The organism is Candidatus Eremiobacterota bacterium (assembly GCA_031082125.1).
Lineage (GTDB): Bacteria > Vulcanimicrobiota > CADAWZ01 > CADAWZ01 > Ess09-12 > Ess09-12.
In genome coordinates this window covers 89,020-112,030 of sequence record JAVHLM010000003.1, presented here as the reverse complement: position 1 = coordinate 112,030, position 23,011 = coordinate 89,020, and the positions used below count along the sequence as shown (strand labels likewise).

Genomic DNA, 23,011 nt, shown 5'->3' with positions numbered 1-23,011 from the left:
TGCGTTACCTCCTCCATGCCTTGTGAGCCTTCATGGTGAGGGAGATGGCATATTTCCTGAGGGCTGCCGCGTCAAACATCTTCTTGGCGCCCACCGGGATGAAGGGAATCCTGCCCTCGTTGCACCAGCGTGCCACCGTTGCCCTCTGGCAGCCAAGGAATTCCGCCGCCTCATCAAGGGTGATGAGTCTGCCCTGCTCCTCTGACATCCGATCAAGCAGGGCGATCATTCTGTCGGTGAGTGCCTGAAGTTCATTGCTGCTCTCCGCCTTCTTCATGGCCTCCTGGATTGAGTCCAGTGCTGTTGAGATGGCTTCGTTTTTCATGCCTGCCCCCTCTCTGAGACAAGCCATGCCCTAACTTTTGCTTTGATTTTTCTGGCGCCCTTGGGTGTGCCGCCGCTGAATACCAGGAGAGCGGTATTGACAGGTATTCCTATGGCTTCTGCTGCCTGTTTGGGGGAAAGCCTCTTAGCCCTCACTGCCTCCCTGAAGTCCGTTATCATATCTGGGGAGAATAGAGGAGAGCGGTTTTCTGTTTCCCAATGACAGCCTAATTTCTTATCCATTTCAAATGGCGCTGGTGTACAGCCGCTTTTACTCATGCTGCGTCACCTCCAGCAATAGAGGTCTTTTTTTGAAGGGAGCCTCGCCAGGCTTCATAGTCCTGCTGGAGAGCCACCAGAGCTTCCGGGGAATAGCCTGAGGCTTGAAAATAATCTAACAGCTTGCTTGGAATCTTATGGGGAACACCTTTTTTCAGGGTGTAGAGAGTGTGCATTGAGATTCCAGCTTGTGCACAGAGATCAGCGGTATTGATCTTCATCCCTGAGACAGCCTGAATCACGGGGTTTGAGAGAATAGGCATAATAAAACCTCCTACGATAGTAAGTCTTGAGCTTTACCTGGTAGGAGGTTGCCGGTCCCGATCAGCCTTTGTATAGTGTCAAGTCACGCTTGACTTTTTTGTAAGGCTTGATATAATGAACTTGCTGAAGGTTTCATTTCGGAACCGGGTTTCCACCTTACACAGGTGCGAAACCTTTCTTATTTTTTTGCCTCTATATCCATCACCCCTCTCTTTGTCAAGTGTCGGTCCTGGAAGTTTTCTTAGTATGTTTTTTCTTAAGATGATTCTACCATATTTTAAGAGAGATGTCAATATAAGAATTTAAAATGCTTATACCTATTGATAAATCTGTAACATTCGCATCTATACGCGTAATAGAAAATATAAATAATGCCTATTTAATACCACTTCTCTTTATTTTTGTTATCTCTCTCTGCTTGATTTTCCAGTGCTGTCCTATTTTAATAGCATTTACTTTCCCCTCCCTTATATATTTTCTGAGAGTGGGAACTTGTAATCTTAATACTTTGGCAGCTTCTTCTGTGGTAAAAAGTTTCTCCGGTGGTTTTTTTCTGAGGGGCTCATATCCATAGGCCCGCCTGACCATTTTTATGTCCTGTTCGGCTACGCGGGTAATAAGATGGCATGTTGAGAATAAATACTCATCGGGCAGAGATTTGGTTATCTGGGGATACTCACCCCTCACATATTCGACAAAGTTCCAGCCGAGGAGCTCTTCATCGAGCTTCAATTTATCATGTATTCGATCATGTTCAGCTTCCGATTCAGCTTCCGAGAAGGTATCCCATATCTCTACCTTCTGGTTATATTCTTCCATAATTTCGATATATTTTTTCCTAAAAATTACTTTTTCCTCATCACCCATAACATTCATCAGTTGGTGTTGCTTGGCTTCCCTTTCATCTTCAAGCTTCATAAGAGCAGCATGTCCATATATCTGTGTAAATATGTCCTTATATCGGTCAAAGTCCCACATATTCATGGTAACCAAATCCTCTTGACTTATAACATCTTTGGGAAAGATCCAGAAATAGGCAACTCCTTCCCAGTCCCTCCCGGCTTCCTGTTGCGTGCCATTGCTTACTCCTTCTGTTTTAACGGTAAATCTCTTTCCTGTGCCCTATTTCCTGAATCACTATGGTTTCGCCCTCTACCTCAAAGAGGATTCTGTAATCTCCGGCACGGGCACAGTATTCCTCACCAGGCCGTGCCATCTTCTTTACTCTGGCAGTCTCATTCTTCAGCTTGTCAACTTCCCGCCATACCTGCTCCTGAATTGAAGGGTGGAGTTTCCTCAGGGCTTTTCTGGCTTGCTTTTGCCATTGCACCTCAAAGCTCATGCCCCGAATATCTCCTTGCGAACTTCATCATGGGACACAAGCTCCCCCCGCCTGGCGCCTTCCTTCGCTGCGTCAAGCCTCTCTAAAAATTCAGGCCTTGCCTTGCTCCTGTCGAAAGGCTCAATAATAACCATTCCCTGTTCCTGCATGTAATCTTCAAGCAGTGCAATGAGTTTCTCTACCCTTTCATCAGGAATCTGCTTCACCAGAAAGACGAATCTCTCAATGGCTTCAATTTTATCCATAGTTAACACCTCCGACTTCCTATATCACCGCGCCACACCATATTTCTTTATTACCTCTGAAAGTGGCTTCCCCTTACCCTCTCGAATTGCTTTCTCCCCTTCAATAAAGGCCCTCTCTTCCTCTGCTGTCAAAGGTTCCTCGTCATAAGGGATCACCTTTTCGATGAAGAATTTCCGGGCCTCCAGCAATTCCTTATCATTGAGCGAATCAATCATAAGATGGAACTCTTTTCTCATATCCGTTTTCTTCATACTGCTATCACATCTTTCCTTGCGGCTTCAAGGTAACCCAATATTGCCTCCCTGGTATTTGACAGAGCCTCTTCCCTGGTGTCCCCATAGGTGGAGATGTTATTGAGTGCTGGAACATAGGAGATGAAAACTTTGTCCTCTTCATCCCATTCAAGCAAAACATTGAAATGCTTTAGCATGATTTGCCCCCTCCCGGCTTCTTTCAATCATTCTCCCCGCCTGGCTCCCCCGGCAAGCTCTGCCGAGTGCCCGATCACTTCCATGAGGGGCCTGCACAGTCCTGCCTTGATTATACCACAAAAGAAAAGGGAGCGGGCCTTCTGTTTTTCTCCCTGCCGTCGGGCTCGTGGGCCATCTCTGGCAGGACCAGGATCATACTTTTGGAAATAACCTGGTCTGGAGGCTCTGAATTGGCTCTGTAATGCGGGGTAATTTTTGAACATTTTCACTATTACCCTGGAAGCCAATGACAGCGCCATCAGCATGAACCAGGTCAAAAGATGTTATGAAAACGGCTCTATTAAGCCATTTAAAATTTGAGCTCCGAGATCAGAAGCCCGTAACCATGCGCCTCAGAGCACCTCTTTTTTTTACTGACATGTCTATTTTGCCAGCGGTGCCCGTGGTGAAGCCGTTCAGACTGAGGGTATCAAAGCACAAGGATGGACGTAAAGCACCCCTCCTCTGCAAAGGATGAACGTAAAAAGGGCTTCCTTGGCAGAGGATTCCGCAGGGGGAGGAACAGTATTCCGGGGCCTGCCTGCTCTGGTGCATACAGAATCTTCCAAATAAGAGAGGGGAGCCCTGGCCGGGTCATTCCATACCTGCCGGGGTGAAAGGGTATGGCAACATGCCACATCTTTTAAGAGGGTTATCGCAAGTCGATAATCCTGCAGGATCGGAATAGTAGTCCGGCCATCCCGATGACAAGGGCTCCGGGGCGCTACAAACTCTTCAACCAACGAACAAGGAGCGCTGCTCCTTGACAGTCTCCAGGATCGCCGCGTCACCCTCTCGTGGATGCGGCTCACCGTCACCACCTGCCGGGGGGTCCTGCAGATCGCGGGCAGGATCGCCCAGGCGCTTACGTGAGTGATTGGATAGCCAGGAATGGCCTTACTACTATTCAGGTCATTCTATTGGGCCGTAAATTTCAGTTGTCGTCGGCCATCTGTCAAGTTCTGTGCCGTCGTCCAAAACGGTTTTAATGGCATAATCATCTTCCAAAAGCTCTCTCATTATGAACAAAAAACAGAGGGGCTCTTGGAGATGACTGACATTCATGTGGCATCTCGCTCCCTCTTCCAGCCATAATGTTTTGCCATAATATTTAGTATCTATCATATCCATCTCAAGCCTTACACCGCTGGAAAATAAGCGGTGCGCCTTTGCATCATCATATTTAACGGTTATTTTGCCTTTATTCCAGGAGATTTTAACCTTCTCGGTAATGCCTTTTAGACTTTTAGGGCAGCCTTCTATCTCATATCTCATGCTTCAAGCTCCATCACAAGGGGCGGTATTGCCCCTTGATTATAACATTTATGGCAGGACTATGGCCAGGGGAGGGAGCCCCACTCTCCCCGCCCGGGTATCGCTTTAATCAATCGAAGCCGCATCTTTCATTCTGTGCCCACTATAACGCCTACTCTGTCGGCGTAGGACATGGCATCCAACCAGCCCGCCCGATAGGTGAACCAGCGATCTAGCTCCTCAAGGCGCTCTTGTGCCTTCTCGTAAGCTTCGGCTGCCACATTCGCCTTGTGGGTGGCTTTCATCCATGTCTCCTCGTCGCCCTCACGATAATAAGAGAAGTCCTGATTGCCGCTGCCGTCGTGCTTCAAAAAGGCTTGGTATTGCTTCTTGATGAGAGCGTCAAACCGTTGTCTGCTGCAAGGCGCCTTCGGGCGCCTTGTGTTCTCTGCTACTTCTGGCATATGTCACCCCCTGCTTTGGCGTATTCAATGCCAGCCAGGAAGCCGCCCCTGAACCAGGCATAGTCCTCCAAGTCTCTCATTTCACAGCGTTTCTCTTCCAGCAAGCTCTCAATGGCCTCGATCTTACTCGCTATACTGTATTCCCTATCACGATCCCCAGGATCATAATGCCTTCGGCCATTATCAGAGCCACTTTCATAGAAATCCTGAAAGGATTGTTCTATCAATTTATTGAACTCCAAAGACCTTCTTATCTTTTCTGCTCTTGTTTCTTCCGCCTCACTCATGGTATCATTGCCATGGGAGGGGTTCTCTGTTTTGTCTAGGTTCTCACTTACTATCATTTGAATCTCTCCTTTCTATTATGACAGCACCGGCACGGGCTCACCGTTGCCATAAAGATTCTACCTACTATTCATGTTCTGGTCATTCTGTGCTATAATCGAATCAGCAAAGTCCCCGCCGGGAGGGTCACTCCTGCCGGGCATGGGGAAGGCCATCACCTCCTCTCTCTGCAGGGAGTCTGAGGGGATGGAATGAACAGACCTGAGGGAACTCAACGCCGCGAGGGCATGATGTTCCTTCAAGTGCATCATAGGGGGAAAATTCAAGACACTATGAAAAAACCTGGCACAAAAATGGCACACATTTCCAGGCACCCCATTCAAACCACTGGGCCACAATGGATTGAAAAGGTGGGGGACATGACTGAAAATCATGGTGTCGACAGTTCGATTCTGTCCCTCGGCATATTTCTTTTCCCTCTTTAATAAACCTCCAGGGCATTTTGCCAGCAATGGGACACCCCCCTGTCCCCATTTTTTAAAGGAGGGCTCCCTTTGTTCTCGAATGATGGAAGGTGAGGATCATAAGGAAAGGAGAACCTGCAATGGCTACATATACCTGCAGCAAGTGCGGTGCAAAAAAGGATGGCAGATGCAAGCCCCAGAAATGTCCCAAGTGCGGAGAGAAAGGCACCATGGAAAAGAAATAGCGGGAGGGGCCCGGCTCCCCAGGGAAGCTTTTGCAGATAATCGAGAAAAGAGGAATGCACGGCATGGATGAGAGGAAAACAGCCTTTCGGAGTGAGCTTATTGCGGCGGCCCAGGGAAAGATCCCCGTTGATCTTCTCGTGAAGAACGGAACCCTGGTGAACGTGCTTTCAGCCTCGATGATGCCCGGCACCCATATCGCAGTCCATAAAGGCTATGTGGTAGGCTTCGGTCGATATGAAGCCTCCAGTGTCGTTGATGTGAAAGGAAGCTTTGTTGCCCCTGGTTTTTTCGATGGCCACTGCCATCTTGAGAGCTCCATGGTGAGCCCTTCAGAATTTGCCAGGGCCGTGATACCCAGGGGAGTGACCGCCGTCGTGACTGATCCCCACGAAATCGCCAACGTATGCGGGAAGGCGGGGATCCGATTCATGCTTGACGCCGGCGAGGACCTTCCCCTGGACATTTATGTAATGCTCCCTTCCTGCGTACCTTCATCGACCTTTGAGACCAGCGGAGCAGTGCTTCTTGCCGGGGACCTCCGGGAGTTCATGGAGCATAAAAGAGTCCTGGGCCTCGGGGAGCTTATGAACGTGCCCGGGACTCTTTCGGCCGATCCCCTTATAATGGAGAAACTGGCACTTGCTGTGGGCAGGCTTGTTGATGGCCATGCACCGGGACTCTCAGGCAAAGAGCTTTCTGCCTATATTATCGCGGGACCGTCAAGCGATCATGAGTGCGTAACCATGGAGGAAGCCGGGGAAAAGCTTGAAAAAGGCATGACTGTTATGCTTCGCGAGGGGACCTATGCCAAGAACCTCGAATCCCTTCTCCCTCTTGTGACTCCCCTTAACTACCGGCAGTTTGTGCTGGTCACTGACGATATCGATCCCCTTGATATCAGGGAGCAAGGCCACATTGATCATCTTGTAAGGAAGGTGATCTCCCTCGGGGTAGACCCCCTGATAGCCTTTTCAATGGCGACACTGAACGCGGCCCGCCATTTTCATCTTCCCTCCCATGGAGCCATCGCACCGGGCTACCAGGCCGATATGGTCGTTATTGACGACCTCTGGCATGCCCGCAAGGTATTCAAAAAGGGCGTCCTTGTGGCGGAAGATGGTCTTCCTCTCTTTTCTGCTCCCCCTCTTGATCTCTCTCCGGTGAGAAGGACTGTTTCGGCCCTTCCCTTTGATGAGGCCCTCTTTCGGGTGCCGGCCCGCTCCTTGAGGATCCACTGCATAGGCATAGTTCCTCATGAGATCGTGACAGAGGACCTGGTGATTGATGCAAAGGTGAATGATGGCCATATCGTGGCAGACCCCGGAAATGACATTGCAAAGATAGCGGTGATTGAGCGCCACCATGCCACAGGTGGTATGGCTGTCGGCTTCATAAAAGGTCTGGGCCTCAGGAAGGGTGCCTGCGCCTCGACTATTGCCCACGATTCCCATAATATTATCGTTGCAGGAATGAACGATCACGACATGAAAAGAGCCGTCGATACGGTGATTGGCTATGAGGGCGGTATCGCCATAGTGGAGGGAGGCTTGGTGAAGGCTGCCCTCCCTCTGCCTCTCGGGGGGCTTATGAGTGACGGCTCCTTTGCTGATGTCGCTGAAAAGAAAGCAGCGCTCAATCGTGCTGCCGTGGAATGCGGAATGGAAAAGAATCAGCCTTTCATGATACTGAGCTTTATGGCTCTGCCCGTGATTCCCGCGCTCAGGATCACCGACAAGGGGCTTGTCGATGAGAAAGCATTAAGGTACCAGGGGCTCTTTGACGAGGTGCCCGTGCCGTGACTACCACCATCGTCCCCTCTTTTTATAGGTTTCAATGAAAGTCTCTATGGTGCGATCGTAGGTTCTTTCCACCTCATCGGGAAAGAGGCAGGCGGGAAACTCTCCCATACCGAAATGAAAGCGAAGGCATTCGCAGCATACCCCTTTTTTCCCGCATGGCTCGTAAGAGCAGTTGCATCGAGCCTTGTTTTTCTCAGCAGTGCACTCTTTCACTGGATGACTCCTTTCAATTCGAGAAATTCCAGGCCTTATGCCTTGGAATCAATATTCTGGATCGATGAGGCAGGGGACTGCTCCTCCTGCGGGGCAGGCCCGGAGGTCCTCGAGGCCCCCATGGCTTCAAGGCACTCTGCAAGTGAGAAGCTCGCCGCATCGAGCCTTTTGAGGGTAGTCTTCAGGTAGTCCACCTGACGGGTTTCCAGGTAGGCGCTGAGGCTCTCAAGGGCTTTTTCTATGGAGTCCATGGCAAGAGTGACCTGTGCCGGCGTTTCCTGCACGGTTTCATCGGGAAGAGGCATCCCTGTCGATGCCACGGTGATTTGTTCGAGATGCTCAAGCCCCTCCTGGATCCTGGTCGTGGCAAGCTCGAGCATGTTCTGGCCCTGCTTGATGTCCTTGAAGTTCTTCATGCCGGTGAGAGCGCTGAGGGCCATGCCGATGCCTTCGTTGACGAATGACTGGGCCATCTGGAAGCCCTCGGTAAAGGCCCGCATATCCACGTCATCCTCTGCTATCTGGGACGTTTTTGCAAACTCTCTGCGGAGCTTATCCAGGTTTTTGTCAATTTCCGCCTTGCTGTGAGCCATAATGTCGCCCAGGAGCTCCACTATGTGGGAATAGAGACCCTCGAGCTTTTCCTTTGAGAAGGCACCAGGCGATCCCGTGACTTTCAGGCCCAGTTCCTTGAGCATCTTGAGGGGCTTCTCATAGCGGACCTCTACAAGGTTGTTGCCGCATTTTTCACAAACTGTCGCATCATCCTGAGCAAGCTCATGCCTGCATACCGGACAGATAATAGCCATCGTTGCACCCCGCTCTCATTTTGTGTGTCTCCCCGTGAAAGATCCTGCACCAGGCTGTCCCGCTGCTTGTATCCGGCAGTCGTACATAGGGAAGTGGGAGGATCTCCCTCCCACTCCATATTCTCCAGATACTGTGATATACCTTTTGATCGTCAGGCCTGATGCACGTTTCCCCCACCCGCTGCGGGTGGAGGCGCTGCCGGTGCTGCCGGTGCTGCCGGTGCCGCCGGTGCTGCCGGTGCTGCCGGTGCCGCCGGTGCTGCCGGTGCTGCCGGTGCTGCCGGTGCTGCCGGCGTGTTGGCAGCCTGGGGCTTGATTCCCAGCTGCATTCCCGGTGGCATTCCCTGAGGCATCCCCTGGGCACCTCTGCCTGCTCCCGGTAAGCCCTGGGCCCCGCCCCGCGCCATCGCCTGGCCTCCCTGAGGTTTTCCACCCTGTTGTGTATCGGCTTTTGCCGCTTCATCGCCGAGAGCCTGGAACACCTGCTGCTGTACAGCCTGGTCTATGGGGATCTTTTCCTGGATGACCTGGTTCCAGAGCTCGGAAAGTGCCTGCTTGTTCTGATTTTTCTGGTCCGCACCCTGGGTGGGGCCCTGGCCCTGGGCGCTCAGCACGCTGCCCGCAAGGTCAGAAAGCTGCTTTTCGTACTCCTCTTTCTTTGAAGTGCCTCCGCCTCCGGCACCTGCAATACCCTGATCTCCATGGGCGCCTCCCCGCGCCATTGCCTGGCCTCCCTGGGGTTTCTGGCCGCCCTGGAGAGGAAGTCCCTGCTGCTTGCCCTGCTGAGCCTGCTGGGGACCTTGCTGGCCCTGCTGCGGTCCATGGTGTCCCTGCTGAGGCCCCTGGGCCATGAGCTGCCCGCCGGGACCCACCATTGGTATTGACGGCATGGAGGGCATTGAGGGCATGGAGGGCATTGAAGGCATGGAGGGCATTGAAGGCATGGAGGGCATTGAAGGCATGGAGGGCATTGAAGGCATGGCAGGCATGCCTCCGCCCATCGGCCCACCGCCGCCTCTTGACATTCCTCCGCCCATCGAGGCGCCTCCACCCATCGGCATGACGGCGCCGCCGCCCATTGCCGCAGGCGAAGGCATTGAGGTGAGCATGGCCATCTGGATGTTCGGGCTGGGCTGGAGCATCTGGTTGATTGCCTGCATGTTCGCGGCGTTTTTCATGGAATTCCCCAGCATGCCCATCATGTTCATCATGTTTGCCATGGGATTCTGGCCCTGCATGGCGCCCATCTGGTTCATCATGTTCATGTTCTGGCCGAGCTCCTGGAGGCGCTGCATGAGCTGCATCTGCTGCCCCAGGTTGTTGTTGAGGACTCCCATCACCTTGTTCCGTTCTTCCATGATCTGGTTGAGGCGCTGCATGCCCTGCTGGAGCTTGTTCATCTCCTGCATCTTCTTGGCCTGGTTGGCGAGCTTCTGGACCTTCATCTGCTCGCCCTGCATCTTCATCTGGTTGGCCTGCTGCTGCATCTTCTGGGCGAGCTGCTTGAGCTTCTGGGCGATTTGCTCGAGCATCTTGGCCATGGACCGGAGCATCTGCGCCACGGCGCGGAGCATTGCAGAAAGGGCTGCCCCTACATAGGGAATGGCAGCCACCGCCGAGGCCACGGCCTCGATGCCCTGTGCGGCCGCTTCAAGGGCTTTTCCCGCCATGCTGATGGTCTGTGAGACGCCGCTGAGAGTCTTGGAGATGCCGTTGAAGGTCATCTCCTTCATCTTGGCCGTCATCTCTTTCGCGCCGAATTCCTGCTCGAGCTTTCCGAAGTGCTGGACCCCCTGCTGGAAGGTGTTGTTCTGGGTCATCTGTTGCTGGGAGTCCTGGTTCATCTGGCCGAGGGCCTGCATGATCTGCCCCTGGCCTGATTGCTTCTGGCCCAGGATACCCATCAGCTCTTCAATGTCGTTGATGGAATTATAATTTGCCATCCCGGTGTCGCTGTAGCCGACATTGGGAGCCCTGTAGGCGCCGGACATCATCATGGCGCTCATCATGTTCGTGCTTGCCGAGACATTGAGCATCTGGTTCATTGCAAGAGCATCATTGGCCTGTCCCATGGTAGGCTGCGTTCTCTGAAAGGTGTCGCGCCCTTCCGTCGCCGAGTTGATACCCGACTGCGTGGCCGGCACGGATTGGGTTTTCCCCGATTGTATCTGCTGGAAGTGCTCTTCTTTTATCTTTTTCTTTGCTTTCTTGTTTTTTCTGGCCTTTCTGAGCTTGGCTTCCGCAGTATCGAAGGTTTTCCCCACCTGGTTGGGCATTCCCGCGTCAATAGTGGGAAAGTCAGTAGGCATATCAAATGACATCTCCTCTACCCCCTCGCTTATATTTATCCTTATCAACTATATCACTACATGGGCTCCTCGAGTAAAGTGCTTTATTCCCCTCTTCCATGTTAAATAAATGTAAACTGGCAAGGCTGCTGCGGGGAGAAGGAAAGAACAGGAGGACCGGTACGCTCAGCGGCGGTAGATAAGAAGGGAGCAGCAGACAAGTGCTGCCGTCTCCGCCCGCAGTACACGGCTTCCCAGGGTGATTTCCAGGGCCCCTCTCTCTAAGGCAGCACGCCATTCGGTTCCCGAAAAGCCCCCTTCGGGACCGATGAAGACGTGGTAATCGCTCCCCTCGGGAATGGAGTCCATGGATCTCATTGCGGCCCCTGTCCCTTCATCGGGGGAGAAAAAGAGCATGGTGCCCCCTGCAGCTCTGGAGAGGGCATCGCCGAGACTTACGGGAGCTGAAAGCCCGGGAAAGATGGTGCGCCCCGACTGGCAGCTGGCGCTCCTCACAATGGAGTTCCAGCGGGTTTCCCGTGCATGACCCCACTGGAGAGGCGCACTTCTTGCAGTAATAAGGGGGATAATTGCCGCCACGCCGATCTCTGTCGCTTTCTCAACGACATACTCTAAACGTGGCGCCTTGATGAGAGCCTGGTAGAGCGTGACGCGGATCGAAGGCTCGCGGGAAACCTCTCTCACCTCGAGGATTCTCGCGGTACCCCGCGAAACCTCGACAGTATGAAGTTCTGCGAGGTATTCACGGGAAGTCCCGTCAATTGCCGTAAAGCGGTCTCCCCTCCGAAGCCGCAGCACCTGCCTGGCATGTTTCCATTCGGCGCCCTCGAGGGAAAGAGATCCACCTGATACCCGGTCCGGCGGCACGTAAAATCTCGGCATGGCTTTCAGGGACCTTCTTTCCTCACGGCGAAGGCATCCCAGATCCCCCCGGTCTGCCAGGAAAGGAGCGCAAAATGCGGGCCGAGAAGCGCTTTTTCCACCTGGGGGCGCTGGTCTGTCGTAATGCCTGATCCGATAAAGACTCCTCCCTGCCTGAGGGGGGGGCACCGCTTTTCAAGCAGCATGGCAATCTCTCTTAAAAAGAGATTCCCCACAGCGAGGTCGTATGAGCCAGGGGGCACGTCGGTGACCTCATCCCTTACCAGGGCGATTCTGTTTCCCATTCCCATACGGATCACATTGGTCTGGGCTTCTGTGAGGGCTACCGGGTCGTGATCCACTGCAGTCACCGATGAGGCACCCAGGGCGATTGCTGCCATCGCGAGGAGAGCCGAACCGGTTCCCAGGTCGATTACCTTCATGCCGGGCTTTACGTAAGACTGCAGAAGCCTTATGCAGAGGCTTGTGGTGTGATGATCGCCTGTTCCGAAAGCCATCCCCGGCTCAATTTCAATGACGGCCTCGCCGGGTGAGGCTTTGTAGGCTCTCCAGGGTGGCTTTATCACGATGGTGCCGATGGAAATTGTCTTGAAGCTTCTCTTCCAGGATTTTTCCCACCGGAGGGCCCTTATTTTCCTTTTGGAGAGCTTTGTCTCTTCAAGACCCTTCAGCTTGAGGCTGAGTCTCTCAAGGATGTCTTCTGCCGCCCCGTCAGCGGGAAGGTAGAAGACAAGGCATTGCCTTGTCCTGTAAGTCTCTTCGCTCCATGCCGAGATATGATGGGCCTGGAGGAGGTATTCCGCGTAAGGAATCAGCTCTGGTGAGGTACAGAGCCTCATCTTGTAGTATTCCACCGGGCACCCCTATTTTTTTGCCCCGGAAAAGGCATTTTTCAGCTTCCCCAGGAAGCTCTTGTCGGGCTCAGGCTCTTCTCCGGAAAGCTTCTGAAACTCCTGGAGCAGGCTTTTCTGCTTTTCGTCGAGCCTGGTGGGCACCATGACCCATACCTTCACGTAAAGATCGCCTCTCCCGTGCCCCCTGAGGCTCATCATCCCCTTGCCCTTGATCTTGAAGAGGGTGTCACACTGGGTGCCCGGGGGGATCTTCAATTTTGTCTCCCCGTCAATGGTGGGCACCGCCACTTCTCCTCCCAGGGCCGCCAGGGTCAAGGCTATCTGCTTGAAATAGTAAAGATCGTCTCCTGAGCGCTGAAAATCGGAATGCTCCATGATATGGATTACCACGTAGAGATCGCCGCTTACGCCTCCCATGAAGCCTGCCTCGCCCTCGCCGGGGATTCTTATCCGGGAGCCTGTGTCCACGCCTGGAGGAATCTGCACCTCCAGCTTTCTCTCCTTCTCCACCTTTCCCATCCCCCTGCATTCAGGGCAGGGATCGGTGACTATTGAGCCTTCACCGCTGCAGCGGTTACAGGGAAAGGTTCTCATGATCTGCCCGAAGGCGCTCCGGCTCACCTGGGTGACCTGGCCCGTGCCATGGCAGGTGGCGCATTGCTCAGGCTTCGCCCCGTCCCGGCCTCTTGTGCCTTTGCAATGGTAGCAGGTAACAGGGCTCGTTATGGCAATCTCCTTTTCCACGCCTTTGAAGGCCTCTTCAAGCGTGACGGGGATGTCGTAGCGGAGATCCCTTCCCTTCTGGGGGCGGCTTGAGGCCTGGGCACGTGCGCCTCCCCTCATATCCCCGAAATCAGAGAAGATATCGAACATCTGGAAGAGATCGCCGAATCCTCCGAAGCCAAACCCTCCGAAACCTGCATCGCCGCTTCCCAGATTCAGCCCTTCATGGCCGAAACGGTCATACTGACCGCGCCGCTGATCGTCAGAGAGCACCGCATAGGCTTCGTTAATCTCTTTAAACTTCACTTCAGCCTCGGATTTGTTCTCAGCCACGTCGGGATGATATTTCCTTGCAAGGCGCCGGTATGAAGATTTGATTTCTTCAGCAGTGGCACTCCTCGACAGTTCAAGCACCTCGTAATAATCGCGTTTTGCCAAGGTTATCACCTCCTTCTCCGCCAGGGGGAAAAAAAGAAGCCCTGAGGTCAGTGCATCTTTCTATGAAATGAAATGCCCGGTGGAGGATCCTGCTATTTCTGGAACCATCCGAAGAGATCCTCCTCTGTCGGCTCATCCATGGTAATTGTTTCTTTTGCCTTCTTGGCGGCAGCGGCGCCGCCTCCTCCCGCGAAGGCACTTGGTATCTTTGCGCCCTCGATGGAGAGGTATGCCTCTGTCGAGACCATGTACATCACGTCCTGGAGGGCCTTGGTGTCTTCCTTGATTTTCGGGATATCGTAAGTCTGCAGTGACATGCGCAGCCTGTCAATAGCCTCTCGGAGCTGCCGCTGGTAATCAATGGACATCTTGTCCGAGAGCTCCCTTATGGTTCTCTCGGCGGTATCAAGCTCTATGTTGGCCTTGTTGCGGGTCTGTGACTCGTCCCTGCGCTTCCCGTCCTCTTCGGCATAAATAGCCGCTTCCTTCACCATCTTGTTTATCTCTTCACCGGTGAGGTTCGTCGGCGACTGGATGGTGATCTTCTGCTTGTTGCCCGTGGCAAGGTCCTTGGCTGATACGTTCACTATGCCGTTGGCATCAATCTCAAAGACCACCTCGATCTGCGGAACGCCGCGCGGTGCCGGCGGGATGTTGCGGAGCTCGAACCTGCCGAGGGATTTGTTGTGGGCCGCGAGCTCGCGTTCGCCCTGGAGCACGTGGACCTCCACAATGGTCTGCCCGTCGGCTGCCGTGGTGAATATTCTGGACTTGGAGCAGGGTATCTGGGTGTTTCTCTCAATGAGTTTGGTGAACACGCCGCCGACGGTCTCGATGCCCAGCGAGAGGGAAGTCACGTCCAGCAGGACCATGTCCTTCACTTCGCCTGAGAGAACTCCGCCCTGGATGGCAGCGCCCATTGCGACAACCCTGTCCGGATCAATTTCCTTGCAGGGCTCCTTGCCGAAAAGCTTCCTTACCTTGTCCTGCACCGCGGGCATTCTCGTCGAGCCTCCCACAAGGAGCACCTTGTTTATCTGTCCCATCGTGAGGCCCGAATCCTCCATGGCTCTCATTGCCGGCTCCACGCATTTTTCCACGAGATCGGCTGACATCTCCTGGAATTTCTGTCTCGTAAGCTCTATATCCAGGTGTTTCGGCCCCTGGGCGTCGGCAGCGATGAAGGGCAGGTTGATCCTCGTGGTGGTATCGCTCGAGAGCTGAATCTTGGCGTTCTCTCCTGCTTCCTTGAGGCGCTGCATGGCCACGCGGTCAGTCCTCAGGTCAATGCCGTGCATTTTCTTGAACTCATCGACGAGCCAGTCCATGACCCGCTGGTCCCAGTCGTCGCCGCCCAACCGCATGTTTCCCGCCGTGGCTTTCACTTCAAAAATGCCGCCACCGATCTCCAGGATTGACACATCAAAGGTACCGCCCCCGAGGTCCCATACAAGGATCTTTTCCGAGTGGTCGAGCTTGTCAAGGCCGTAGGCCATAGCCGAAGCGGTCGGCTCGTTGATGATGCGCACCACCTCCATGCCTGCAATGGTGCCGGCGTCCTTGGTGGCCTGCCGCTCGCTGTCGTTGAAATATGCGGGGACAGTGATGATGCTTCTTTCTATGGGGAATCCCAGGTATGCCTCGGCATCGGCCTTTATTTTCTGAAGGATCATTGCCGATATCTCCTGGGGTGTATAACTCTTGTCGTCGATCTGCACTTTGAATTCCGTGCCCATGTGGCGCTTGATTGAGATGATGGTGCGCTCAGGGTTGCTGATGGCCTGGCGCTTGGCCACGGCCCCTACGAGGCGCTCGCCGGTTTTTGAAAAACCCACGACAGAGGGAACAAGAGCATCGCCCTCGGCACTCGGGATGGCGATTGGCTGCCCTCCCTCCATGATTGAACAGACTGAATTGGTGGTTCCTAGATCAATCCCCACAATCTTGCTCATACTATCCACTCCTTCTTCAGGAACAGTAATTTTTCAAGAGGACTCCGATCTTCACGCTGAGGGGCCCGGAGGAGGCGCGGCGCCTCTCTTCGAGACCTTTACCATTGCCGGCCGCAAAATCTTCTTTTTTATCGTGTATCCGCGGTATACTTCCTCAATGACAGTATCTTCGGGATATTCACTATTCTCCACGACGGCTATCGCCTCATGAATCTTGGGGTCGAAGGGCTGGCCCTCGGCCTTGATGGGATCCACGCCGATACCCTTGAGGATCTCCTCGAACTGCGACAGGATCATTGCCACGCCCTGCATCAGCGATGCAGTATCCTGAGTGGTCTTGGAGGCCTTGACGGCCCTCTCGAAATTGTCCACCACAGGGAGAAACTTGCTCACAAGATCCTCAAAGGACCTGTCAACCTGAAAATCCACTTCCTTGACGGAACGGTTTCTGAAATTATTGAAATCCGTCTTCAGCCGCTCGTAAAGATCATTGAACTCGTTGATTTTCTGCTCTTTCTTCTTTATGGTCTCCCTGAGGAGAAAGATTTCCTGGTTATGAGCCTCCTGCAGGTCTACAAGGTTCCGGTCAGGTGGCCGTTCCTGAGGCCGCTCAGGCGGCCGCTCAGGCGGCTTTTGCTGCATTGCCGGCTGTGGCTTGAAAGGATCGATTGCCTGCTGATTCCGGAGGCTTTCGATTTCCTTTTTCTGCTCCTCGTACTCAAGCTCCACCTTTCGGTGCAGATCGCGCTTCTTCTCGAATTCCTCCTTGAGCATCCGCGAGGCAATACGATAGAACCCGATGAGGGTGAGGAAATCAATGCCTTTATCGACCGAGCTTGCGAGCCTTGCCCTCAGGAAATCAAGAATAGGGACCCCGCTTATCACCTTGTCCAGCTCTTCTACGCCTATGGCGATTTTTTCCTTTTCCTCTGAGGTGAGCTCAGGGCGCGGCAGGGTACTCTTGGCTCCAGGCGACGGCGGGGACTGGGGGGAGGACGGCTCCTCTGCGGGGGCGGCAGCGGCAGTCTGCTCTGCCTCAGGCTCTGTATCGGAGCACTGTTCGGAAGATTCGTCTGTCATATCACCATATTCTCCTTCTTCCAGCACCATGGATTTTGCCCGGAGCGCTTTCCTGTTTTTCACGCGTTTCAGCTTCTTTTCCCTTTCCATCCGTGAAAGGGCTTCCTGTGAGAGGGTGGAAGAGTCTCCCTGCTGTTGAGCCAGGGAGGAATTGAGCGTGCTCTCTTCCATGCGATATACCCCTTTCATTCTGGATGCCGCCGGTAGTGGCCACCATGAAAGTATTCATCACCATCAACCTTCTTCCTCCTCTAGAGGAGGATGATTTATATTTTCATGCCATACCGGTCCCGCTCATTTTGATGATGGTATTGATCCGGAGAATCGCTTCAGCCACCTCCATTGCGGCGAGGAAAACCTGGCGCTTTACAGGGACCGGATCGATGATCCCAGCCTCCACCATGTCAATGAGGTTACCGGAATCGCAGTCTACTCCAGGGGTGCGGCCTGTCTCCTCGAGGGATTTGAGAGCTTCTTCTATCTTTTCAAGGGAGTTGAACCCCGCATTCGCTATGATCTGGGCCATCGGGCGCTTCAATGACTCTACCACGCAGTCAATACCGTATGCGGCGATGCCCCTGGCTTTTGTCCTTGCCTTCCTCACCGGGGGAATGAGGCTCAGCTCAAAGGCCCCTCCACCGGCGACGACGCCGCCCTTGAGGGCTGCCTGGAGCGATGAGGCGGCATCCTGTGCGATTCTCTCCCTTTCTCCCACCACTTCTTCCGTCGTTGCCCCCACAAGAAAGGTCGCGGTCTTTTTCCCCTCTCCCCCCGATATTCTCATATGCCCAAGCCGCCCATCCTCCATTACTTCCTTCGCCTGGCCAAGAGATGCTCTCAATTCTTCATCGCTGCGCCCAATGCACGTTCTCTTGAGCGCTTTTGCCCCAGTGTACTCCAGCACGTTCCTGAAATCGGAGCTCCTGAGCCTTGAGATGACCAGTATTCCCTCCCTGGTGAGCAGTTCTTCCGCAAAGTCATCGATTCCCTTTTCAAGCACCACCAGTTTGATTCCCAGGCCGGGAAGGCGCCGTATGTTTTTTCTGAACTCCTCCTGGTAGTTAAGGTATGCGGCGAATCCCGCCTCGGTCCTGAGGGCCGCTTCGCTCAACTCCTCCGGCAGCAGGCTGTCTTCAAGGGCCAGCACTTTTGCGGCAGTCACCTTGTGGGGCATCTGCTCATTGAGGCGCTTTTTTTTGAAGAGAAGACCGGGAAATACCTCGTGGGACGCCCCCACCTCGGCCACTATCCGCTCCGAGAGCCTGAAGGTGCTGTCAAGCAGTTTTTCGGAGCCAATATTCCTTGCGAGTGCCACTACACCCCCGGCGATGGCGCTATCATTCCTGCCGGCGACAGTGGTGACCTGGCCCAGGAGAGGATCGTCCATGTCCTTTATAGTAATTGCGCCTTTGTCAAGCAGCTCGAGGCACTCATGAATCCCAATCCTTATGCCTTCTATGATTTTGGAGACAGGCACTCCCCGTATTATGTAATTGAGGCCTTCACTGACAAGAGTTCCCGCCATTATCGTCGCCGTGGTGGTCCCGTCTCCCACCTGTTCGTGCTGGTTCCTTGCGATGTTGATAAGCATCCGGGCTGCAGGATGGGAGACCTCCATCCTGCCAAGGATGGTCACGCCGGCATTGGTGACAATGATGTCGCCGTTTCCGTCAACGAGCATGGTATCAAGCCCTTTGGGGCCAAGGGTATTTTCCACGGCCCCGGCAATGGCTCTCACCGCTGCAGCATTTGTAAGGAGCGCCGAGAGTCTCTCATCAATATCGCTCTTATCGTTGTGGTGGGGAATGCCGGACATGGAACCTCCTTGTGGGGACAAAGCGGGATTTAAAGACGATCAAGGTGCCGGAGCTTGTGGCTGAAGTTCTCTGCAGTGTAGTTAATGATGGAAATGATCTGCTCATAGGGCATTCTCTTGGGGCCTATGATCCCAAGCGTGCCCACCGGTTCGCCGTTCAGGTTGTAAGCGGCCGTCACCATCGAGCACTCCTTCATCTCGTCAACGGGGTTCTCTTCACCTATCAGCACCTGTACGCCGTCGGCATTGAGGGTTTCGGTGAGGATCTCTGCCACCACTTTCTCTTCTTCCATAACTTCCATCAGCACTTTTATCTTGTCGAGATCACGGAACTCCGAAAAGTCGAAGAGGCGGGTTTTCCCTCCGTAGAATACCTCTCTTTGCTGTTCTTCCACCAGGTGCTGCGATGCGTCGCCGATATTCCTGATGAGCTCCCTGTCGGTCTCAAGGCCGGGAATTTCCTTGAGAAATTCCGATACATGGTCAAGCGCCCGGCCCTGGAGCCTGTCGTTGAGCAGATTGGTGAGGCGCTCCAGCACTTCGGGGCTGATGGGCGAAGAAAGCTCGATGGTTCTGTGGATTATGGAGCCCGTATTGTTCATCATGAAAAGGAGTATGCGGGTCGGCGAAAGGGAAACAAGCCTGAGGTATTTGAAAAGGCTTTTTCTCAGCTGCGGAGCAAGAAGGAGGGAGGTGTAATTGGTGAGCTCGGCGAGAAGCCGCGCAGTTTTCTTGATAAGAATCTCCAGGTGGGACTGGATAATCTGGTATTCCCGCTCGATGGTGCTCACGGCATTCTCAGGGGGAGGGGCGATCTTCCTGCTGATTATCTCATTGACGAAAAGGCGGTATGCCTTGTCTTTGGGAATCCTTCCCGATGCGGCATGGGGCTGCTCGAGATAGCCCATCTCTTCAAGCCTTGCCATCTCGTTCCTTACCGTGGCGGAACAGCAGCCGATATCATAATTTTCGGTAATGATCAATGATCCGACAGGCTCGCCTGATTTTACAAATTCCTGCACGATGATCTCAAGGATGGCCTTTTGCCGAGAATTAAGCGCCGAAGAGCCTGCTTTCACTCTTCTCTCCTCCCTCTTCAAAGCCGGTGTCAGGCAAAATATTCCACTCAATTAATACCACGGAATTCCTGCTCTGTCAAGGCAAGGCGAGAATTATCAAGGGAGGGTAGTGCCTCAGATCCTCTCTCCAAAAAGGGCCCTTCCGATTCTTACCATGGTGGAGCCCTCCTCGATGGCGATCTCAAAATCATCGGTCATACCCATCGAGAGATGAACGGCTTCATAGCCGGGAAAGCCTCTGAGCTTCTCTGAGAGCAGAGCCATATCCCTGAAATAGCGCCGGTTTTCTTCAGGATCTTCCAGGAAGGGAGGGATAGTCATCAGCCCTTTCACCTTAAGGTGGGTGAGGCATGAGATCCTCTCCATGGAAGGCATGACCTCATCGGTCAGAAAGCCGTGCTTGGTGGCTTCATCACCGTAATGGACCTGGAGGAGCACTTCCGCAGCTTTCCCTCTTTCCTGGGCCCGCTTTGCCAGTCTTTCCGCAAGGTCCACCGAGTCAACGCTCTGAATGAGGTTAAAAAGCTCCAGGACCTGATGGGCCTTGTTTTTCTGGAGATGACCTATGAAATGCCAGGTGAGTTTGCCTTCGAGGGTCGTAATCTTCTCGCGGGCTTCCTGGAAATAGTTTTCCCCGAAGTCAGTGATACCGAGCCCCGCAGCCTCAATAATCCTTTGGGCATGCACTTTTTTTGACACGGCCACAAAGCGGATATCCTGAAAGCGCCTTCCCCTTTTTGCTGCCGCTTTCTCCATACGTGCACAGAGATCGTCATAGCGGGCCTTCATGTCACTGTGGTAATGATCTTCCATAGTGCGCTCTCCCTCATGGTCAGTAAAAAGGTGCTGGCAGGTAAAAGCCTGCCAGCACCCTGTTTCCTGCCGGTTGTTGTCTAGAGCCAGCTCATCAGGGAGTCCTCGGGAATTGATGTGGAGCCTGTGGTATGACCCTCCACACCGAGCCGGAATTCCGTGGGCTGATCCGCATGGTACATGGCGTCTTCCTTCGAGATAAGGCCGGCCTCATAGAGCTTGGTAAGGGCCGCGGTGAAGGTCTGCATCCCTTCTGTCTGGCCCTGCACCATGTATTGATAGATCTCATTCACCTTATTCTCCATGATAAGGCTTGAGATGGTAGGGGTGACCACCATGATTTCCACAGCGGGAATGCGCCCCTCATTGTCTTTCTTGTTGAGGAGGCGCTGCGAGATGACACCCCTGAGGGTTGTCGAGAGGAGGAGCCTGAACTGTTTCTGCTGGTCGCCTGAGAACACATCTACAATTCTCTGGATGGCCTGGGTGGTGTTCGGCGTATGAAGGGTGCTGAAGACAAGATGGCCTGTCTCTGCGGCGATGGCGGCCGTGAGTATGGTTTCGGAATCCCTCATCTCTCCTATCAGTATCACGTTGGGATCCTGCCTCAGAGAGGCCTTGAGGGCGTCGAGGAACGAGGGGGTATCAATTCCCACCTCCCTCTGTGTCACAATGCTCATCTTGTCCTTGTGCACGAATTCGATGGGGTCCTCAACGGTGACCACGTGGAGCTTCCTGTTGGTATTGATGTAATCAACGATGGAGGCCAGAGTCGTGGACTTGCCGCAGCCCGCGGGGCCCGTGACCAGGATGAGGCCATGGTTTATCGAGGCGAATCTCTTCAGGAATGGCGGCAGGCCAAGCTCTTCAATTGAAGGAATCTCTGTCCTGAGCATCCTGTAAGAGCCGCTCACGGTGCTTTTCTGCAGGAAGGCGTTTACTCTGAAGCGCGCCTCAGGAATGGCATAGGCGAAGTCGATCTCCTTCTTCTCAAGGAGCTGGCGGCGCAGTGACTTTGACATGCTTGAGAGAACAAGGTACTTGCATTCCTTGTCGGAAAGCACCTGGTTTCCCACGGGGACGAGATCACCTTCCAGTCTCACGGTAGGCGGCGCTCCCTCCTTGAGATGGAGATCGGAAGCACCATGCTTGATCATCACCTGGAGCAGGTCGTTGAGATCAAAGCCCAGCTCACCGACGGCGGGGAGTTCTTCAAAGTCCTCAAGTCTTGAGATGAGCTCGTCCACGGGCGACACGACGCGGGATATCTTTTTCTCCATGTCCTCCACGAGCCGGAAGGCTACCGAGACCTTTTCCGAGCTCACTTCGGCCTTAGCGATAGTGTCGCTGAGCTGCTTGATAGTATCCTCATACTGGGAGGTCTTCTGCTGAAGCTCCTCCACCTTCTTTGAGGCTTCCTCGATGGTTTTCGTCACGTCATGGAAGTTGCCGAGCTCTTCCTGGATCTTGGTGAAGATCCTCTGTTCCTGCTCCTCAAGGGGTTGCTTAAGCTCCCCTTTTATTTTCTCAACGGTTTCATCAGACTTTGAAGTCAGCTCGTCGTAACGCTCGTCAATCTGGTTGAGCTCCTCGGTGATCTCATTGACATGGGAGGTGATGGTGCCTATCATCTCCTGAAAAGTCTTCTGTTCCTGCTCGATCTTTGTCATTTTCTCGAGAGCCGCTGAGATGCCGGAATCGGAGTCGCCCTTCATTTTGTCCATGAGGGGCGTTATCTCGGCGAGATCCTTTTCAATCCTCTCTTTGAGGGCTTTTGCTGATTCCTGTGCTTCGTGGGCTATCTTTTCGAGCCTGGATTCCATGTCGGCTGCCACGCCGCCGCCGCCCGCCCTTACGTCATCAATCAGCTTGCGGATGTCCTGGATCTCCTCGGTGTGGTTGGCAAGGCCGTCCTTGAGCATGGCATAGGCTTCAAGCCTTGCCGAAGTCTCTTCAATATGGGCCGTTATCTCATCCATGTGGGACTTTATTGAGCCCATCTGCTCATCAATGGTCCCTATCTTTTCCAGGGCACGGCTCGCTTCATTGAAGGCCTTGGTGAGCTTTTCATCGACTGCCTCGCCTTCCTGCTTAAGCCGCTGCTCCAGCTCGGCGCCGCCTGCTCCGGATTCTTCGAGCTTCTTTATGCGGGCTATGGTATCTTCACTTTCCTCGATGATTTTGTCGATTTTTACTTCTGTTTCAGTGAGCTTTTCAAGCTTCTCATCGACTTCGTCAGCGAGGTCCTCCATGTCTTTCACCGAGTCTTCAAGCTTTTTCACCTTGCTCTCGGCGTCGCGCGCCTCCATCATGACGAGGCCCATCTTGGAGGTCACATCTTCTATTTTCTTCTCCAGTTCGGCAAGCTTTTTCATGGCCTTGTCGGGGGAATCTCCTCCTTCACCGCCCTCATCATCGGCGTACTCTTCATGTTCGACTTCCTCTGCAGCGCCCTCTTCTTGTCTTCTCTTTCTCCTTGACATGGAATGCCGCCTCCTTTAGAAAATATGATGAAACAAAGTATAAAGTCCCATAGCGGGAGAGCGACCGAGGATATGTTTCGTTGGGTATGAAGGTGACGATCACTCTTACAGGGAAAAATTCTT

At 53.6% G+C, this 23,011-nt stretch carries 25 protein-coding genes; 2 read left to right on the top strand and 23 right to left on the bottom strand.

The window, feature by feature from the left end; translation table 11 throughout:
• Positions 1-4: 4 nt before the first annotated feature.
• The 11 genes from RDV48_04530 to RDV48_04480 all read right to left on the bottom strand — a co-directional run bounded on the left by RDV48_04530 (position 5) and on the right by RDV48_04480 (position 4,987).
• Positions 5-325 (bottom strand): helix-turn-helix domain-containing protein, encoded by a 321-nt coding sequence (locus RDV48_04530; GenBank protein ID MDQ7822043.1) that lies wholly within the window; start codon positions 323-325, stop codon positions 5-7.
• Positions 322-603: a hypothetical protein gene (locus RDV48_04525; protein MDQ7822042.1), complete on the bottom strand. Its 282-nt coding sequence runs from the start codon at positions 601-603 to the stop codon at positions 322-324. Before RDV48_04525 ends, RDV48_04530 begins: the two co-directional genes overlap by 4 nt.
• The gene (locus RDV48_04520; GenBank protein MDQ7822041.1) at positions 600-824 is read right to left on the bottom strand and encodes a helix-turn-helix transcriptional regulator; all 225 of its coding nucleotides are present in this window, start codon (positions 822-824) and stop codon (positions 600-602) included. The genes RDV48_04525 and RDV48_04520 overlap by 4 nt, the downstream gene beginning before the upstream one ends.
• A gap of 418 nt (positions 825-1,242) precedes the next feature.
• Positions 1,243-1,851, bottom strand: a complete 609-nt coding sequence (locus tag RDV48_04515) for a helix-turn-helix domain-containing protein (protein ID MDQ7822040.1) — start codon at positions 1,849-1,851, stop codon at positions 1,243-1,245.
• Positions 1,852-1,963: 112 nt separating this feature from the next.
• Positions 1,964-2,209 (bottom strand): type II toxin-antitoxin system RelE/ParE family toxin, encoded by a 246-nt coding sequence (locus tag RDV48_04510; protein MDQ7822039.1) that lies wholly within the window; start codon positions 2,207-2,209, stop codon positions 1,964-1,966.
• Entirely contained in the window at positions 2,206-2,454 is a 249-nt protein-coding gene (locus RDV48_04505; GenBank protein ID MDQ7822038.1) for a hypothetical protein, read from the bottom strand. The genes RDV48_04510 and RDV48_04505 overlap by 4 nt, the downstream gene beginning before the upstream one ends.
• Positions 2,455-2,478: 24 nt before the next feature.
• A complete protein-coding gene (locus tag RDV48_04500; GenBank protein ID MDQ7822037.1) occupies positions 2,479-2,691 on the bottom strand; it encodes a hypothetical protein in 213 nt (70 codons plus the stop codon).
• Positions 2,692-2,702: 11 nt separating this feature from the next.
• Positions 2,703-2,912 carry a type II toxin-antitoxin system HicB family antitoxin gene (locus RDV48_04495; protein MDQ7822036.1) on the bottom strand — a complete coding sequence of 70 codons (210 nt, stop codon included), beginning with the start codon at positions 2,910-2,912 and terminating at the stop codon, positions 2,703-2,705.
• 925 nt (positions 2,913-3,837) lie between these two features.
• Positions 3,838-4,200 (bottom strand): hypothetical protein, encoded by a 363-nt coding sequence (locus RDV48_04490; GenBank protein ID MDQ7822035.1) that lies wholly within the window; start codon positions 4,198-4,200, stop codon positions 3,838-3,840.
• 128 nt (positions 4,201-4,328) lie between these two features.
• A complete protein-coding gene (locus tag RDV48_04485) occupies positions 4,329-4,643 on the bottom strand; it encodes a hypothetical protein (protein ID MDQ7822034.1) in 315 nt (104 codons plus the stop codon).
• Positions 4,631-4,987, bottom strand: coding sequence for a hypothetical protein (locus RDV48_04480; protein MDQ7822033.1), 357 nt, complete (start codon positions 4,985-4,987; stop codon positions 4,631-4,633). The genes RDV48_04485 and RDV48_04480 overlap by 13 nt, the downstream gene beginning before the upstream one ends.
• A gap of 545 nt (positions 4,988-5,532) precedes the next feature.
• On the opposite strand from RDV48_04480, the gene RDV48_04475 reads away from it, so the two are divergent.
• Both RDV48_04475 and ade read left to right on the top strand, forming a co-directional pair.
• Positions 5,533-5,637: a rubredoxin gene (locus RDV48_04475; protein MDQ7822032.1), complete on the top strand. Its 105-nt coding sequence runs from the start codon at positions 5,533-5,535 to the stop codon at positions 5,635-5,637.
• 63 nt (positions 5,638-5,700) lie between these two features.
• Positions 5,701-7,437, top strand: a complete 1,737-nt coding sequence (ade, locus tag RDV48_04470) for an adenine deaminase (GenBank protein ID MDQ7822031.1) — start codon at positions 5,701-5,703, stop codon at positions 7,435-7,437.
• On the opposite strand, the gene RDV48_04465 is transcribed toward ade, so the two are convergent.
• The 12 genes from RDV48_04465 to RDV48_04410 all read right to left on the bottom strand — a co-directional run bounded on the left by RDV48_04465 (position 7,438) and on the right by RDV48_04410 (position 22,888).
• Entirely contained in the window at positions 7,438-7,650 is a 213-nt protein-coding gene (locus RDV48_04465) for a DUF6485 family protein (GenBank protein ID MDQ7822030.1), read from the bottom strand.
• Positions 7,651-7,685: 35 nt separating this feature from the next.
• The gene (locus RDV48_04460; GenBank protein ID MDQ7822029.1) at positions 7,686-8,459 is read right to left on the bottom strand and encodes a hypothetical protein; all 774 of its coding nucleotides are present in this window, start codon (positions 8,457-8,459) and stop codon (positions 7,686-7,688) included.
• Positions 8,460-8,611: 152 nt separating this feature from the next.
• Positions 8,612-10,768 (bottom strand): hypothetical protein, encoded by a 2,157-nt coding sequence (locus RDV48_04455; GenBank protein ID MDQ7822028.1) that lies wholly within the window; start codon positions 10,766-10,768, stop codon positions 8,612-8,614.
• Positions 10,769-10,933: 165 nt separating this feature from the next.
• Positions 10,934-11,650 (bottom strand): RsmE family RNA methyltransferase, encoded by a 717-nt coding sequence (locus RDV48_04450; protein MDQ7822027.1) that lies wholly within the window; start codon positions 11,648-11,650, stop codon positions 10,934-10,936.
• A 5-nt stretch (positions 11,651-11,655) separates the two neighbouring features.
• Positions 11,656-12,504 carry a 50S ribosomal protein L11 methyltransferase gene (locus RDV48_04445; protein ID MDQ7822026.1) on the bottom strand — a complete coding sequence of 283 codons (849 nt, stop codon included), beginning with the start codon at positions 12,502-12,504 and terminating at the stop codon, positions 11,656-11,658.
• A gap of 9 nt (positions 12,505-12,513) precedes the next feature.
• On the bottom strand, positions 12,514-13,665 hold the full coding sequence (gene dnaJ / locus RDV48_04440) for a molecular chaperone DnaJ (GenBank protein MDQ7822025.1): 1,152 nt from the start codon (positions 13,663-13,665) through the stop codon (positions 12,514-12,516).
• 92 nt (positions 13,666-13,757) lie between these two features.
• Positions 13,758-15,617 carry a molecular chaperone DnaK gene (gene dnaK / locus RDV48_04435; GenBank protein ID MDQ7822024.1) on the bottom strand — a complete coding sequence of 620 codons (1,860 nt, stop codon included), beginning with the start codon at positions 15,615-15,617 and terminating at the stop codon, positions 13,758-13,760.
• A 51-nt stretch (positions 15,618-15,668) separates the two neighbouring features.
• Positions 15,669-16,868 carry a nucleotide exchange factor GrpE gene (locus tag RDV48_04430; protein MDQ7822023.1) on the bottom strand — a complete coding sequence of 400 codons (1,200 nt, stop codon included), beginning with the start codon at positions 16,866-16,868 and terminating at the stop codon, positions 15,669-15,671.
• 103 nt (positions 16,869-16,971) lie between these two features.
• A complete protein-coding gene (locus RDV48_04425) occupies positions 16,972-18,513 on the bottom strand; it encodes a TCP-1/cpn60 chaperonin family protein (protein MDQ7822022.1) in 1,542 nt (513 codons plus the stop codon).
• 29 nt (positions 18,514-18,542) lie between these two features.
• A complete protein-coding gene (gene hrcA, locus RDV48_04420; protein ID MDQ7822021.1) occupies positions 18,543-19,592 on the bottom strand; it encodes a heat-inducible transcriptional repressor HrcA in 1,050 nt (349 codons plus the stop codon).
• Between the two features lie 114 nt (positions 19,593-19,706).
• A complete protein-coding gene (locus tag RDV48_04415; GenBank protein MDQ7822020.1) occupies positions 19,707-20,405 on the bottom strand; it encodes a YggS family pyridoxal phosphate-dependent enzyme in 699 nt (232 codons plus the stop codon).
• An 80-nt stretch (positions 20,406-20,485) separates the two neighbouring features.
• Positions 20,486-22,888: a PilT/PilU family type 4a pilus ATPase gene (locus tag RDV48_04410; GenBank protein MDQ7822019.1), complete on the bottom strand. Its 2,403-nt coding sequence runs from the start codon at positions 22,886-22,888 to the stop codon at positions 20,486-20,488.
• Positions 22,889-23,011 lie beyond the last annotated feature (123 nt).